The organism is Streptomyces sp. NPDC001450, from assembly GCF_053597295.1.
Genome location: NZ_JBSFHY010000053.1, coordinates 1 through 14,530, shown reverse-complemented (window position 1 = coordinate 14,530; position 14,530 = coordinate 1). Strand labels below are relative to the sequence as shown.

Here is a 14,530-nt window from a genome sequence, read left to right as displayed (position 1 = left end):
CCGTACCTCATGACCGCGCCCACCCGAAGCGAACACGATCTGCTCGGCGACCGCGACGTACCCGCCGATGCGTACTGGGGTGTCCACACCCTGCGCGCGACGGAGAACTTCCCCATCACCGGCACCCCGATCTCCACCTACCCGCACCTGATCGACGCCCTCGCCGCCGTCAAGGAGGCCGCCGCCCTCGCCAACGAGGAGCTGGGCCTCCTGGCGCCCGAGAAGGCCGCCGCGATCGTCGCCGCCTGCCGTGAGATCCGTGACGGCAAGCTGCACGACCAGTTCGTCGTGGACGTCATCCAGGGCGGCGCGGGCACGTCCACCAACATGAACGCCAACGAGGTCGTGGCGAACCGCGCGCTGGAGCTGCTCGGGCAGGCGAAGGGGCAGTACCAGTACCTGCACCCCAACGAGGACGTCAACCTCGGCCAGTCCACCAACGACGTCTACCCGACCGCCGTCAAGATCGCGACGGTGTTCGCGGTCCGTGGCCTGCTCAAGGCGATGTCCGTACTCCAGGACTCCTTCGCCCGTAAGGCGGTCGAGTTCCGTGACGTGCTCAAGATGGGCCGTACTCAGCTGCAGGACGCGGTGCCGATGACGCTCGGCCAGGAGTTCTCCGCGTTCGCCGTCATGATCGAGGAGGACCGGAGCCGTCTTGCCGAGGCCGTCGAGCTGATCCATGAGATCAACCTGGGCGCCACGGCCATCGGTACCGGCCTCAACGCTCCCGCCGGATACGCCGAGGCCGCCCGCCGGCACCTCGCCGCCATCACCGGGCTGCCCCTGGTCACCGCGGCCAACCTGGTCGAGGCCACCCAGGACTGCGGCGCCTTCGTCCAGATGTCCGGGGTGCTCAAGCGGATCGCGGTCAAGCTCTCCAAGAGCTGCAACGACCTGCGCCTGCTCTCCTCCGGTCCGCGCGCGGGCCTCGGCGAGATCAACCTGCCGCCCGTGCAGGCCGGTTCGTCGATCATGCCGGGCAAGGTCAACCCGGTGATCCCCGAGGTCGTCAACCAGGTCGCCTTCGAGGTGATCGGCAACGACGTCGCCATCACCATGGCGGCGGAGGCCGGACAGCTCCAGCTCAACGCCTTCGAGCCGATCATCCTGCACTCCCTGTCGGAGAGCATCACGCACCTGCGGCGCGCCTGCCTCACCCTGGCCGAGCGCTGCGTGGACGGCACCACCGCCAACACCGAGGTGCTGCGCGCGACCGTCGAGAACTCCATCGGCCTGGTCACCGCGCTCAACCCGCACATCGGGTACACGGCCGCCACCGACATCGCCAAGGAGGCCCTCGCCACCGGCCGGGGCGTGGCCGAACTCGTGCTGGAGAAGGGCCTGTTGCCGGCCGAGCGGCTGGCCGACCTGCTTCGCCCCGAGATCGTCGCGGGCAGCGGGGCACCTGCCGCCTGACCTGCGGCTACGTTTCAGCGACTACGCACCTGGACCGGCCGGGAGGCACAATGGTGATCATGACAACGACGTCGTCCCTCACCTTCCTGCCGGTCCTGGAGCGCATCGCCGAGGAGATAGGGCGCACGCCCGGCCGCGGGCGTCCCGCCGACTACATCCCGGCCCTCGCGGCCCGCGATCCGCGCAGCTTCGGCATGGCGGTCGCCGAGCTGGACGGCACGGTGTACGGGGTGGGGGAGTGGCGGCAGCCGTTCTCCACGCAGTCCATCACCAAGGTCTTCACGCTCGCCCTGGAGCTGGCCCGCGAGGGCGACGAACTCTGGGAGCACGTGGGCCGCGAGCCCTCCGGCAACCCGTTCAACTCCCTGGTGCAGCTGGAGTACGAGAACGGCATCCCGCGGAATCCTTTCATCAACGCGGGCGCGCTCGTCGTCACCGACCGCCTCCAGACCCGTACCGCCGACGCGGCCGCGACCCTGCTCGCCTTCCTGCGCGCCGAGAGCGGCAACCCGGACCTGGACTTCGACAAGCAGATCGCCGCCTCCGAGACCGCGCACGGCGACCGCAACGCGGCGCTGGCGCACTTCATGAAGTCGTACGGCAACATCGAGAACGCCGTGCCGACCCTGCTCTTCGAGTACTTCCGCCAGTGCTCGATCGCCGCCTCCTGCGCCGACCTGGCCCTCGCCACCACCTTCCTGGCCCGCCACGGCATCTGCGCCGACGGCACCCGGCTGCTCACCCGCAGCCAGGCCAAGCAGATCAACGCGATCATGCTGACCTGCGGGACGTACGACGCGGCCGGTGACTTCGCCTACCGCGTCGGCCTGCCCGGCAAGAGCGGCGTCGGCGGCGGCATCATCGCGGTCGTCCCGGGCCGCTGCACCCTGTGTGTGTGGAGCCCGGGGCTGGACGAGCGCGGCAACTCGGTGGCGGGCGTGGCGGCCCTGGACAGGTTCACGACGCTGACCGGACTGTCCGTGTTCTGAGTGTCCGCCCGGCCACCGCGCACCGTACTGAGCAGCACGTCTCACGCGCCGGTCATGTGCAGGCCGCCGGTTGGTGAGTGGAGTGTCTCCTTCCGGCCACCCCGCGTTGACACGCTGAACCAGTGTTGGCCATGGCTTTCCCCGTCGATCTCCGCCGCTGCCAGGTGCTGGGCCTGGCCGGCACCGCCTTCCTCGCGTTGGGCGGTGAGACGTCCGGTGCCCTGCCCGTTCGGGACCTGCTCGCCCCGGCATCCGCGCGGGCCGCGCTCGGGCTGGTCGGGGTCTACTTCGGTGTCGTCCTGCTGATAGCGGCCTGGGTGCTCCTCGGCCGCCTGGTGCGCGGTCCGCAACCACCCACCCAGCGGGCCCTGCTGGTGGTCCTGGCCGTCTGGGCGGCCCCGCTGCTGCTCGCGCCCCCGCTGTTCAGCCGGGACGTCTACAGCTACCTCGCGCAGGGCGCCATGGTCGACGCCCACATGGACGTGTACGCCCAGGGCCCCGCCCGGCTCGGCGGCCCGCTGGCGGACGAGGTGGCCCCGGTGTGGCAGCACACGGCGGCCCCGTACGGCCCCGCCTTCCTGTGGCTGGCGTCCGCGCTGTCCGGCCTGACCCGCGGCGAACTGCCCGCGGGCCTGATCGGCATGCGCCTGGTCGCCGTGCTCGGGGTGGCCCTCATGGCGGCGGCGCTGCCCCGCCTGGCCCGGCACAGCGGCGCCGACCCGGCCGCCGCGCTGTGGCTCGGCGCCCTCAACCCGCTGGTCCTGCTGCACCTGGTCGCGGGCGCCCACAACGACGCGCTCATGCTCGGGCTGCTGGGGCTCGGCCTGGTCGCCGCCCGCGGCCGGTGGCCCGTCCTCGGGGCGGTGCTCGTCACGCTGGCCGCCCTGGTCAAAGCGCCCGCCGCGCTGGGCCTGCTCGCGGTCGTGGTCCTGCAGATCCGCATCCGCCGCACCCCGCTGTGGGCCACCCTGACGACGGCGGCCGCAGCGGCGGCCACCACGGTCGCCGCGACCGCCGTGGCCGGCACTGGGTACGGCTGGATCCGCGCCCTGGACACGCCCGTCTCCCCGCACAACTGGGCGCTCACCAGCCTGCTGGGCCGCGCCACCGGAGCCCTGCTCGACCGCCTCGGCAGCGACCTGGCCCCGCTCGCCGTACCGGCCTGGCATGTGCTCGGCCTCGCGGCCACCGCCGCGGCCATAGTCCTGATATGGCTCCGGCTGCGCCTGCGACCGGTGTACGCCCTCGGCCTGAGTCTGCTGGCGGTGGCCGTCTTCGGCCCGGCGATCCGCCCCTGGTACGTGCTGTGGGGCCTGTTCCTCATCGCGGCCGCCGCACCCAGCACCTCGGTACGGCACCGGGTCGCCGCCCTCGCCGGTGTCCTGGCCCTCGCCGTGCTGCCCAGCGGCGGCCCGGCCGACCTCGGCCAGCTGGTCCTCGCCGTCTCGGGCGGGCTGCTCGGCGTGGTCGTCCTGTGGCAGGCCCACCAGGCGGCCCAGGCCCCGGCGACGGGACGTACGGCATGACGGGGCCGACGCTGCCACGCACGGACCGGGGCCGCGCGCTGCTCGTGCTGGCCCTGGCCACCGCGGTGACCGCGTTCACGGCGACCGTGCCGCTGCTGCGGGACTTCTTCGACCTGCGCGTCTACTACGGCGCGGTGCACACCTGGGTCCACCACGGAGGCCGGATCTACGACTACCGGGTGCCTGGGACGACGTACGGCTTCACCTATCCGCCGTTCGCCGCGCTCGCCATGCTGCCGCTGGCCCCGATGGGACGGCACACCGCGATCGTGGCCTCCCTGCTGGTGAACCTGGCCGCGCTGGCGGTGGTCCTGCGGATCCTGGCCGGGCCCGGCCGGCGACGGCACGGCTGGTACCGCTGGTCGCTGGCCCTGTGTGTGCTCGCGCTGTTCGAGCCGCTGCGGGACACCTTCAGCTTCGGCCAGGTGAACCTGGTCCTGCTGGCTCTGGTGCTGGGCGACGCCCGGCTGCTGACGACCGGGCGGGACCGCTGGGCGGGCGTCGGGATCGGGCTCGCCGCCGCCGTGAAACTCACGCCCGCCCTGTTCATCGGCCTGCTCCTGCTCGCCCGGCGGTGGCGCGCGGCCGGGGTGGCCACGGCCGTGGCCCTCGCGGCGACCGGGCTGGCCGCCTGGGCGGACCCCGACGCGTCCCGTTTCTACTGGACCGAGGCGCTCTGGGACACCAGCCGGGTCGGTCGCCTCGACTACGTCTCGAACCAGTCGCTGCAGGGCGTCCTGGCCCGGCTCGGTGATCCGGACCGCGCGCTGTGGACCGCGGTGGTCCTGCTGGTGCTGTGCGTGTGGGGGTGGCGGGCGAGCCGGGCGGTGGCGGCCGGCGACTGGACGGCGGCCTTCGCCCTCACCGGTGCCGCGGCCTGCCTGGTCAGCCCGATCACCTGGGTGCACCACCTGGTGTGGCTGCTGCCGTGCTTCGCGGTGCTGGCGCGCGCCGGGCACCCGCGTCCGGCGGGCGCCCTGTACGCGGTGCTGTGCACCAGCGTGGTGTGGCTCTGGTTCGAGGACTCCTCCGGCATCGACGGCTTCCTCGGCAGCAACATCTACACCTGGGTCACGCTGGGCCTGCTGCTGGGCCTGCCGACCGGTCAGCCGCGCTCGGCCCGGTCGCCCTTGGCCCGCAGCCCCAGCCACACCGCCCCCGCGCCGAGCCCGGCGAGACCGGCGACGGCGGCGGGCGACCAGTCCGCGTCGTCGTCCGGCTCCGGGGACGTGGCCGCCGCGACCGTGGTCGAGGCCGGTCTCGACCCGACGCGCAGCCCGTCCAGTGAGCCCACCGGATCCACCTGACCGGCGGCCGTGAAGCCCCAGTCGAGCAGGGCGCGGGCCTCCTCGTACACGGCGAGGCCACCGCCCTCCTGAGGATTCATCACCGTCACCACGAGGGTGCGCCCGGCCCGGCGGGCCGCGGCGACGAGGGTGTTGCCCGCGTTGCTGGTGTAGCCGTTCTTGACGCCGATCAGGCCCGGGTAACGTGCCACGCCGTCCTCGCCGGTCAGCAGGCGGTTGGTGTTCTCGATCGCGTAGGGAGTCCCGTCGCCGGGGAACTGGGCCTCGGCGGTGGAGCAGTAGCGGGCGAAGTCGGGGTTGCGCAGCCCCTCCCGGCCGAAGACCGCGAGGTCGAACGCCGAGGACACCTGGCCGGGGGTGTCGTAGCCGTCGGGGGAGACGACATGGGTGTCCAGGGCACCGAGGGCGCGGGCCCTGGTCTGCATCCGGGTGGCCGTGGCGTGCCAGCCGCCGCCCAGGGCGGCGAGTACGTGCACGGCGTCGTTGCCCGAGCTGAGGAAGACCCCGCGCCACAGGTCGGACACCCGGTAGCTGTGCCCCTCCTCGACGCCCACGAGGCTGCTGCCCTCGCCGACGTCCTCCAGTTCCTCGTACCGGACCGTGTGCTGCATGGTGGCGGGCAGCCGCGGCAGCACGGTGAGCGCGAACAGGGTCTTCAGGGTGCTGGCGGGCGGCAGCCTGCGGTGGGCGTCGCCCGCGGCCAGCACCTCGCCGGTGCCGGCGTCGGCGACCAGCCAGGACAGCGCGGAGACGTCCGGCAGCTCGGGCGCACCGCGGTGCGGTCTGACCTGGGTGCCGGAGCGGTAGAGCAGGGACGGCTTCGGCACCGCCGCCCGCGGCCCGGGCGGTGCGGGATCCCCCGCGCGGTGTGCGGTGGCGGCGGCGGCCGGCGCGAGGGCCAGCACGCCCGCGACGCACAGGGCGCAGGCCGACGACACCGCCCGACAAGAGAATCCGGTGATCATATGATCAACGTAGGAAGTGGAGGGTCGCCGGGCGCGCTGCCGGGGCCGGACGGGCCACCGGAGCACCCGGATGCCGCATTCCGGGACGTCCTCAGGCCGTGGGCAGGGTCGGCTGGACGCGGCGCAGGAAGGTTGCGTTGTCGGGGGTGTCCCGCAGCCGCTCCAGCAGGGTCTCCAGATTGGCCGGCCCGCCGTCCCGGGAGCGCAGCGCCCGGCGCAGGCCCCGAGTGGCCGTCAACTCGGCCGGGGTGAGCAGGAGTTCCTCGCGGCGGGTGCCCGTGGGGTCGATGTCCACGGCCGGGAAGAGGCGGCGGGAGGCGAGTTCCCGGTCGAGCCGCAGCTCCATGTTGCCCGTGCTCTTCAGCTCCTCGAAGAAGTACCCGTCGGCGCGGGAACCGGTGTCCACCAGCACGGTGGCGAGGATGGTGAGCGAGCCGCCCTCCCCGACCTGGCGGGCGGCGCCGAAGAACCGCTTGGGGCCGAGCAGGGCGCCCGCGTCGACACCACCGCTCAGGGTGCGTCCGCCGGCGGCGGAGGCGTTGTTGTGGGCCCGGCACAGCCGGGTCAGGGAGTCCAGCAGGATGACGACGTCCTCGCCGTCCTCGACGAGCCGCTTGGCCCGCTCGACGACCAGTTCCGCGAGCGCGATGTGTTCCTTGGCCGCCCGGTCGAACGTGGAGGCGTAGACCTCGCCGCGCACCGAGCGGCGCATCTCGGTGACCTCCTCGGGACGCTCGTCCAGCAGGACGACCATCAGGCGGCACTCCGGGTGGTTGCCGGCGACGGCGGCGGCGAGCTGCTGGAGCAGCACGGTCTTGCCGGTCTTCGGTGGGGCCACGATCAGCCCGCGCTGGCCCTTGCCGACCGGTGCGAACAGGTCGGTGACCCGTCCGGCGAGACCGGCCGCCGGGTGTTCCAGGCGGATGCGCTCGTGCGGGTGGAGCGGGGTGAGGTCCCGGAAGTGGCGGCGGCCCCGGAGTCCGCCCGGGTCGCGGCCGTTGACGTGCGTGACCTCGGTGAGCGCGCGCTGTGCCCCGCGGACGCCCTCGACGAGGTCGCCCTTGCGCAGCCCGTGCCTGCGGACCAGCGCGGCGGGGACCTGCGGATCGGCGGGGGAGGACAGGCAGTTCACGGCCCGCAGGTGCCCCTTTCCGTGCGGGTCGATGTCGAGGACACCGGTGACGGTCCGGGCGGGCGGGGCCTGCTGCTCCACGTGAGGGGGTTCGAGTGTGGTGGTCATGGGTGGTCCTTTCACGGACGGAAGACATGAGGAAGGGGGAGGAAGCCGCAGGACGGGAGGGCGTACGTGCCTCCGGGCGGCGGAAACGACACCTCGGTCCGAGGTGGTGCTGAGAAGCTGACGCGCCTGGACCGGGAAACGGCGGACGGATCAGCGCGGAGAGGAAAACTGGCACCGGCGCCCACAAGGGGGCGTACACAGGTGCTGACTGCACGGTACCACTCGATGGCGCGGTACGGCTGCGATGTGCTCAACACGTCGATGGCGCGAGCTATTCCCGCCGGCGCGGACCCTGGGGGAAGATCGGGTTCGTTCCCGTCCTACGGCCACAAGGAGAGCGCTGCCGGGCGAGATCGAGGGGATGGCCGTACTCGGGCACGAGGCGCTCAGGGAGTTCCTGCAGCACCCCGATGTGGCCAAGGACGCAGCGCACTTCACGGCGCTGCGAGAGGGCCGGGTCGGCCCGGGCTGGCCGTTGCTGACGTTCGCCACCGTGCAGGGCATGACCACCGCCGACGGGGGCGACCACCGCAGGCTGCGGTCGCTGGTGAGCCGGGCGTTCACACCTCGCCGGGTGGAGGAACGGAACTCCGGGCCCGGGTCGAGGTGTTGACGGCCTCGCTGCTCGACGACCTGGCCCGCGCGGCTCGGGCGGGCGGCGGGGTCGCCGATCTGCGGGCCCACTTCGCGCTGCCCCTGCCCATGGGCGTCATCAGCGAACTCCTCGGCGCGGAAGCCGAGTTCCGTGACCGGCTGCACCACCCGTCCAGCCAGGTCGTGGCCACCGACATCGAACCGGACGAGGCGGTCGCCGCCAACCGGGAACTGGTCGCCGTCCTGGCCGGGACAGCCGCCGGCAAGGCCGGACACCCCGGCGACGATCTCACCAGCGCCCTCATCGCCGCCCGCGACGATGACGGCGACCGGCTCAGCCGGCAGGAGCTCATCGGCATCCTGGTCCTGATGATCATCGCCGGCCACGAAACCGCGCTCACCTGATCACCAACGCAGTACGTGCCCTGTGCCGTCACCGCGACCAACTGGAGCTGGTGCGCGCGGGAAAGGCGAGCTGGGCCGACGTGGCCGAGGAGACCCTGCGCTGGGACGCCTCCGGTCAGCTACTTCCCGTTCCGCTACCCGGTGCGGGACCTCACCGTCGACGGCACGCTCATACCCGCCGGCACCCCGGTCCTGGCCGGCTACTGCGCCGCCTGCCGCGACGCGGCCGCACACGGCCCGGACGCCGAACGCTTCGACGTCACCCGGCCCGCCCGCCCCGACGCCGTACGCCATCTCTCCCTCGGCCACGGCGTCCACTACTGCCTGGGTGCCCCGCTGGCCCGGCTGGAGGCGACCGTCGCCTTGGAGCGGCTGTTCACCCGCTTCCCGGAACTGGACCTCGCGGTGCCCGAGAGCGAGCTGTCCCGCCACTCCAGCTTCGTCGGCAACAGCGTCCGTGCACTTCCCGTGCGCCTGGGCGGCTGAGCCGCATGTCCAGCATGCGCTCCCTTGCCGCCGTCGGCCTGTCCGCCGGGTGGCTGCCCCGAACCTGAACTCGACAGCGCACGCAGAAGCGCGGAACCCACACCAGATGTCCCCACACCGTAACGATCCCGGACGTCAGGGGACTTGACCGTCAACCATGCCCTATCGTCACGACATGTCCACGCCACCGCAGCCCCCGCAGCCGGCCGACCAGCCCGCGCCGCAGCCCGGACAGCCCGCCCCGCAGCCGGCGATCCCGCCACAGCCGACGGCCTACCCCTACCCGAACCCGCAGTCTCCCCCGCCGGGGAACTTCTACGCGCAGCCCACGCTGGTCGGACAGCCGGCCCCGCCCCAGGCGGGGGCGCCGGGCAACCCCTACGCACAGCCGCCTCGGTACGGCCCCGTACCAGCACCGGCGTCCGGTGGCGGCGGGGGTGCCGGGCGGGCCGTGCTGTGGCTCGCCGTCGGCGCGGCCGTCGCCTCCGCCGCGTGGGCGGCCGGTGTGTTCCTGCTCGGCGGCACGGGCGACAGCGCGGACCTGCGCGGCTACTCGGCGCCCTCCGACATGTGCTCGGGCGCGGACTACTCGTCCTTCAAGGACGAGTACCCCGAGAACGACTCCTCCCCGACGCACAACTCCCTCAAGGACAAGGCGCTGGACGAGAGTTACTGCAGCCTGGGTCTGAAGAAGACCGGCTCCAGCTACGCGGACGCCTACCTCTCCCTACAGGTGGACCTGCACCGGAAGACCGACCCCGGGCCGGAGTTCACCGCAACCTGGAAGAACTACGGGGACAGTCACACGGGTTACGACGTCAGCCCGGTCAAGGGCATCGGTGACGAGGCCTACCTGGTCAGCCAGGACACCACCAGTGGCTCCACCAGTGGTTCCCGCTACGCCACCCTCGCCGTACGCGACGGCTGGGTGACGTACACGATGAGCTACAGCGCCTACCTCAGCTCGTACGACCAGGACAAGAACCCGCCCGCGCTCACCGACGTGTCCGACTGGCTGAAGACGGACACCAAGGCAACGCTGGAGCAGTTGAAGGGCTGACCCTCGGGTCGCCTGAACCGCCAGGGGCGGAGCCGCACCGCTCAGGCGGACCGCGCCTCCGCCTCCTTCACGATCTGGTCGAACCGCGCGCCCATGGCTTCGGCGAGGGCCTGGGCGCCCGACAGCGGCCGGACCATGACCATGAAGTCGTCGATCAGCCCGTCCTCGTTCACATGCAGGAAGTCGCAGCCGGTCAGCTCCCGGTCGCCCACCCGGGCAGTGAAGACCAGCGCGTGGTCGGGGGCGTCCGGGGCGCCGATCTCACGGACGTACCGGAAGTCCTCGAACACCTGGAAGACCCCGCGCAGGATCGCCGCGGTGATGGCCTTACCCGGGTACGGCTTGAAGACGACCGGGCTCGTGAAGACGACGTCGTCGGCCAGCAGCGCCTCAACGGCCTCCAGGTCTCCCGCCTCGACCGCCTCGCGGAACGCGCGCATCGGCTCACCTCGCATAGTCAATTAGATGAATAGCTGCGGATGAGAGTAGTCAGCGGCAGGATGCGTGTCCACAGGCGCGTGAGCGCCTAGGCTGACGGGATGTTCAGCCCCGAAGGCCCCACGCTCCGCGAGCTAGCCGTCCAGGCGCTGTCGTCCGTCGAGCACGGCTACGACCTGTTGGCCCCGAAGTTCGACCACACCCCCTTCCGGACCCCCGACGCGGTGCTGGACTCGGTCGCGAAGGCGCTGGGCCCGCTCGGCCCGTTCGAGGACGGCCTCGACCTGTGCTGCGGCACCGGCGCCGGAATGGACGTCCTGGCCGGGCTGTGCCGGCGCAGCGTCACCGGCGTCGACTTCAGCGCCGGCATGCTCGACGTCGCCCGGCGCCGGGCCACGTGCACGGGGCTCTCGACGGGGGGCGAGGGCCCGGGCGTCGCCTGGGTGCGAGCCGACGCCCGGGCCCTGCCGTTCACCGCCGCCTTCGACCTCGTGGTCAGCTTCGGGGCGTTCGGGCACTTCCTGCCCCGCGAGTTGCCCGGCCTGTTCAGCCAGGTCCACTCGGTGCTGCGGCCGGGCGGCCGGTTCGCCTTCCCGGTCCTCGCCCCGCCCCGTCCGGCCGGCCCCGCGTTCTGGATGCTGCTCGGCTTCGACGCGGTGATGCGGGTGCGCAACGCCCTGTGGCGACCGCCGTTCGTCATGTACTACCGGGCCTTCCGACTCGGCGACGTCCTGGGTAAGTTGACGCGCACGGGCTTCACGGTCGAGCTGCAGGCGCTGCCCGAGTTCGGTCGGCGCGGTGACGGCAGCCCCCGCGTCCGGCTGGTGTCGGCGCGCAGGGCCGACGGCGCTACCCCGCCGCCGGCAGCGTGAACTCGTAGACCAGAGCGTCCTGTTCGGCGTTCACCACCAGGTCGGTGATCTCCAGCGGGCGGGCGTACTGGTCGTGCACGCGCCGGGTCACCCGGACCGAGGCGATGCCGCCGAGCTGGGTGATGGCGTCCCGGTGGTGCAGGGTCAGACCGGCCTTGCGCATCCAGTCGTAGGCCCGGCGCAACTGCGCGGGAGTGGCCCCGTCGGCCCGGCCGCGGTAGCGGCCCAGCTCCGCGACCTCGGCCAGCGCCACGGCAGAGAACGACGTCACCGCCGTACGCAGCGACCGGCCGTCGGGCGCGGCCGACCGGTAGCGGTGCACCAGCGTCGGCCGGTGCGGGGCCAGGCCCAGTGCCTCGGCGTGCTCCGCCGGTGGCGCCTCCCAGGTCACCGTCGCCCGGTCCACCGCGCCCAGGTCCGCCGGGCGGGCGCCGACCGGGAAGGTGAGCGAGACCGGGTCCTCGACCGGGCGGCCGGGCAGCGTGGCATGGCTGCCCCGCCGGTCGGTGGCGACCAGACCGCCGCGGCGCAGCACCTCGAGCGCCTGCCGGACGGTCTCCCGGCTGACCCCGAAGTGCTGGGCCAGATGCCGCTCGCCCGGCAGTCGCTCGCCGGGCGGAATGGTGCCGTCGTGCAGTTCGTCGAGCAGCAGCGACGCGATCTGCCAGTACAGGGGCCTGGCGTCGGTCTGCGGGGGGTCGTGCGGGGTGGTGCGGGCCATGCCGCGCCTCCTGTTTGGTGACAAGACGTAGCCGTGCGGGCTCATTGCGCGACCAGATCTAGCATTGGTCTAAACCACGAGGGAAGAGTGTCCTGCCGGTTAGGCCGAAACCCACCCGCGTGATCCCGGTGTCACGGGGATCACGGCGAGCGGCGACTGGCTGAAAAGGGCGAGGAGCGGAGACCGGGGGAGGAGAGCCGGGATCATGGGAGGAGCGGACATCGGAGGAAGAACAGTCGGCTCGCCGGCTCCTGGTGATCCTCGGCGGTGTGCCAGTGGTCGCGGGTCTTGGCGACCCGCCCCTCCTCGTCGAACCTGAACCGTACGCCGGTCACCCGCTCCCAGACCCGGACGAACCGCTCTGCGGCTTCCTGTGTGTCCATCCCCGCCCCTTCCGCCGGTCTCCTCAGGCGTACGACCGCAGCCAGTGCAGCTTGCGCTCCTCCTGGAACGGCCCGCCGCCCTCATGGTCGTTGAAGTCGTACACCTCGATCGCCTTGTCCTCGTGCGCCCAGGCGTTGAAGGCGGCGAACACGGTCGACGGCGGGCAGGTCTGGTCCTCCAGGGCCGCCGAGAAGAGGGCCGGGGCCCGGCCGCGGGCCGCGAAGTGCACGCCGTCGAAGTAGGAGAGGGTGCGCAGCACGTCGGTCGCGCGGCCCCGGTGTGTCTTGAGGAACAGGCCTATCTCGCGGTACGGGTGACGCTCCGTCAGTGTCGTCGCACGCGGGAAGTCGCACAGGAACGGCACGTCCGGGGCGACCGCGACCAGGTCGGGCAGCAGCCCGCCGACGGCCAGGGCGATGCCGCCGCCCTGGCTCTCACCGATCGCCACGGTCCGCGCCGCGTCGGTCAGCGGATGCGAACGGGCGGCCTCCACCGCGCGCACGGCGTCCGTGAACACGCGCCGGTAGTAGTAGTTCTCGGGGGCGTCGATGCCCCGCGTCATGAACCCGGGATAGGCGGGCGCGGCGCCCACCGGGTCCGCCGTGCCGCCACCGCCGCCCCACGCGCTGCCCTGCCCGCGGGTGTCCATCACGAAGTGCGCCCGGCCCGTCGACGCCCACAGCAGCTTCTCGTGGGCGAGGCCGCGTCCGCCGCCGTAGCCGATGAACTCCACCACCAGCGGCAGGGGTTCGGCGGCGCCGGACGGCAGCCGCAGCCAGCCCTTGACAGGGTGACCGCCGAACCCGGCGAACGTCACGTCGTAAACCTGCACCGTGGACAGCCCGGTGTCCACCGGCTCGAAGCGGGCGTCTAGAGCGTGCTCGCGCGCCTCCTGGAGCGTCTTGCCCCAGAAGGCGTCGAAGTCCTCGGGTGCCCCGGACTCGCTGCGGTACGCGCGGAGTTCGTCGATCGGAAGGTCGAACAGGGCCATCGGCAACCGCCTTTGCGGAGGGAGCGTGAAGGGAGACTGGGCGCTCTCACCGTACGTGGGTGATCGGATGACTCGCCAGGCCCATGCCAGGTACGGACACGGTCGGCGGCTCCTCGCTCGCGGTCGCCGCGCTGGCCAAAGAGGCGAAAACGCTTGCTGCGGGCATCGGGTGGGGTGATCGTCGGGGGTCAGGTGGTCGGGTCACCTGCCGGTCAGGTCCTCGGCTGGGTCCACTTCGGTCCCGTGCGCGCCCATTCCCGTTCCCACTCGGCCAGCCGGTGGCGCAGCGCGATCCGGCGCTCCGCCGCGTGCCCGAGGAGGACCACGGCCGCCGCACCGCCCGTCGCGCACACGCCGACGGTGATCGTGTGCTGCCAGACCGCGAACTCGTCCGGCGGTGGGGCCACGCTGCGACCCTGGGCGTCGAACCACACGGTCACCGGGTCACCGGCCCGGGTCCCCGCCGGGACGCGGGCCAGCGCGGTGCGCGTCCCCTTGCCCGGCTCGCTCCATCGGACCTGGGCGCGGTAGGGATGATCACGGTCGCCCTGCTCCGTGGGCAGCCGTTCGGGCGTGTTGCCGATCACCACGGCCTGCACCTGATGCCGCTCGGCCCGCTGCGACGCCGCGACCGAGCGCGCCTGCTCATGGGCGCGCAGGCCCGCCGCCACCCCGGCCAGGGGTGTGACCACGAACAGCAGGACGGCGACCACCAGTACGGTCCATGCCTCGATGACGTCCGAGCGGCGCCGCAGCGGATTGCGCCGCCAGCGCCAGCCGCGCACCCGGGTACTCATGTCCACCTCCCTGCCGGAGCCGGAGGGCCGGGCGAGCCGGGTCACCGGTCGTCCGTTCCCGCCGCCGCACACGAGCGTCCACACCGGTCTCGTACCCCGTACGGCGCACCTCGCTCACGCCGCCTACCGCGACTTCAAGCCCTCATGGAGCACGGCATGCGGCACGCGCCCCAAGGCAGCGCGAGCGGCCGAACACGAGACCCGCGCGCCCAGGGCGGGCTTTCGCCGACGCGTTCGATCCCTAGTGCCCCGGCAGGCAACGTTCGCCCCGTCGCGACGCCCGGCACGCACTCTCGCCGCACCGGCCGAAAGCCCAAGTACGTCCAGTACGAGGAC

The 14,530-nt window shown here is 72.6% G+C and carries 12 protein-coding genes and 2 pseudogenes; 7 read left to right on the top strand and 7 right to left on the bottom strand.

The window, feature by feature from the left end:
* Window positions 1-9 precede the first annotated feature (9 nt).
* From aspA to ACWC5O_RS39730, 4 genes and pseudogenes are all read left to right on the top strand, one after another.
* A complete protein-coding gene (gene aspA, locus ACWC5O_RS39745; RefSeq protein ID WP_450581338.1) occupies window positions 10-1,419 on the top strand; it encodes an aspartate ammonia-lyase in 1,410 nt (469 codons plus the stop codon).
* A 50-nt stretch (window positions 1,420-1,469) separates the two neighbouring features.
* Window positions 1,470-2,408, top strand: a complete 939-nt coding sequence (locus tag ACWC5O_RS39740; protein ID WP_450581336.1) for a glutaminase — start codon at window positions 1,470-1,472, stop codon at window positions 2,406-2,408.
* A 131-nt stretch (window positions 2,409-2,539) separates the two neighbouring features.
* A complete protein-coding gene (mptB, locus tag ACWC5O_RS39735; RefSeq protein ID WP_450581334.1) occupies window positions 2,540-3,934 on the top strand; it encodes a polyprenol phosphomannose-dependent alpha 1,6 mannosyltransferase MptB in 1,395 nt (464 codons plus the stop codon).
* Window positions 3,931-4,767, top strand: a pseudogene (locus ACWC5O_RS39730) (glycosyltransferase family 87 protein); the annotation flags it as partial. The gene mptB and the pseudogene ACWC5O_RS39730, both read left to right, overlap by 4 nt.
* Before the next feature lie 272 nt (window positions 4,768-5,039).
* Here ACWC5O_RS39730 and ACWC5O_RS39725 read toward each other — a convergent pair.
* Together ACWC5O_RS39725 and rho are read right to left on the bottom strand one after the other, a co-directional pair.
* Window positions 5,040-6,206, bottom strand: a complete 1,167-nt coding sequence (locus tag ACWC5O_RS39725) for a D-alanyl-D-alanine carboxypeptidase family protein (protein WP_450581332.1) — start codon at window positions 6,204-6,206, stop codon at window positions 5,040-5,042.
* A gap of 91 nt (window positions 6,207-6,297) precedes the next feature.
* Entirely contained in the window at window positions 6,298-7,446 is a 1,149-nt protein-coding gene (gene rho, locus ACWC5O_RS39720; protein ID WP_450581330.1) for a transcription termination factor Rho, read from the bottom strand.
* Window positions 7,447-7,807: 361 nt separating this feature from the next.
* On the opposite strand from rho, the pseudogene ACWC5O_RS39715 reads away from it, so the two are divergent.
* Window positions 7,808-8,931: pseudogene (locus ACWC5O_RS39715) on the top strand (cytochrome P450 family protein).
* Between the two features lie 175 nt (window positions 8,932-9,106).
* Window positions 9,107-9,991: a hypothetical protein gene (locus ACWC5O_RS39710; protein WP_450581328.1), complete on the top strand. Its 885-nt coding sequence runs from the start codon at window positions 9,107-9,109 to the stop codon at window positions 9,989-9,991.
* 41 nt (window positions 9,992-10,032) lie between these two features.
* Here the strand turns inward: ACWC5O_RS39710 and ACWC5O_RS39705 are convergent, their stop codons facing one another.
* Complete coding sequence (locus ACWC5O_RS39705) at window positions 10,033-10,431, bottom strand: nuclear transport factor 2 family protein (protein WP_450581326.1); 399 nt, start codon at window positions 10,429-10,431, stop codon at window positions 10,033-10,035.
* Window positions 10,432-10,530: 99 nt separating this feature from the next.
* On the opposite strand from ACWC5O_RS39705, the gene ACWC5O_RS39700 reads away from it, so the two are divergent.
* Complete coding sequence (locus ACWC5O_RS39700) at window positions 10,531-11,301, top strand: class I SAM-dependent methyltransferase (RefSeq protein WP_450581324.1); 771 nt, start codon at window positions 10,531-10,533, stop codon at window positions 11,299-11,301.
* On the opposite strand, the gene ACWC5O_RS39695 is transcribed toward ACWC5O_RS39700, so the two are convergent.
* The 4 genes from ACWC5O_RS39695 to ACWC5O_RS39680 form a co-directional block, all read right to left on the bottom strand.
* Complete coding sequence (locus ACWC5O_RS39695; RefSeq protein ID WP_450581322.1) at window positions 11,279-12,022, bottom strand: GntR family transcriptional regulator; 744 nt, start codon at window positions 12,020-12,022, stop codon at window positions 11,279-11,281. The genes ACWC5O_RS39700 and ACWC5O_RS39695 overlap by 23 nt on opposite strands.
* A 203-nt stretch (window positions 12,023-12,225) precedes the next feature.
* Entirely contained in the window at window positions 12,226-12,405 is a 180-nt protein-coding gene (locus ACWC5O_RS39690; RefSeq protein ID WP_450581320.1) for a hypothetical protein, read from the bottom strand.
* Between the two features lie 23 nt (window positions 12,406-12,428).
* On the bottom strand, window positions 12,429-13,397 hold the full coding sequence (locus tag ACWC5O_RS39685) for an acetylxylan esterase (RefSeq protein ID WP_450581318.1): 969 nt from the start codon (window positions 13,395-13,397) through the stop codon (window positions 12,429-12,431).
* 212 nt (window positions 13,398-13,609) lie between these two features.
* Entirely contained in the window at window positions 13,610-14,194 is a 585-nt protein-coding gene (locus ACWC5O_RS39680; protein WP_450581316.1) for an Rv1733c family protein, read from the bottom strand.
* Window positions 14,195-14,530 lie beyond the last annotated feature (336 nt).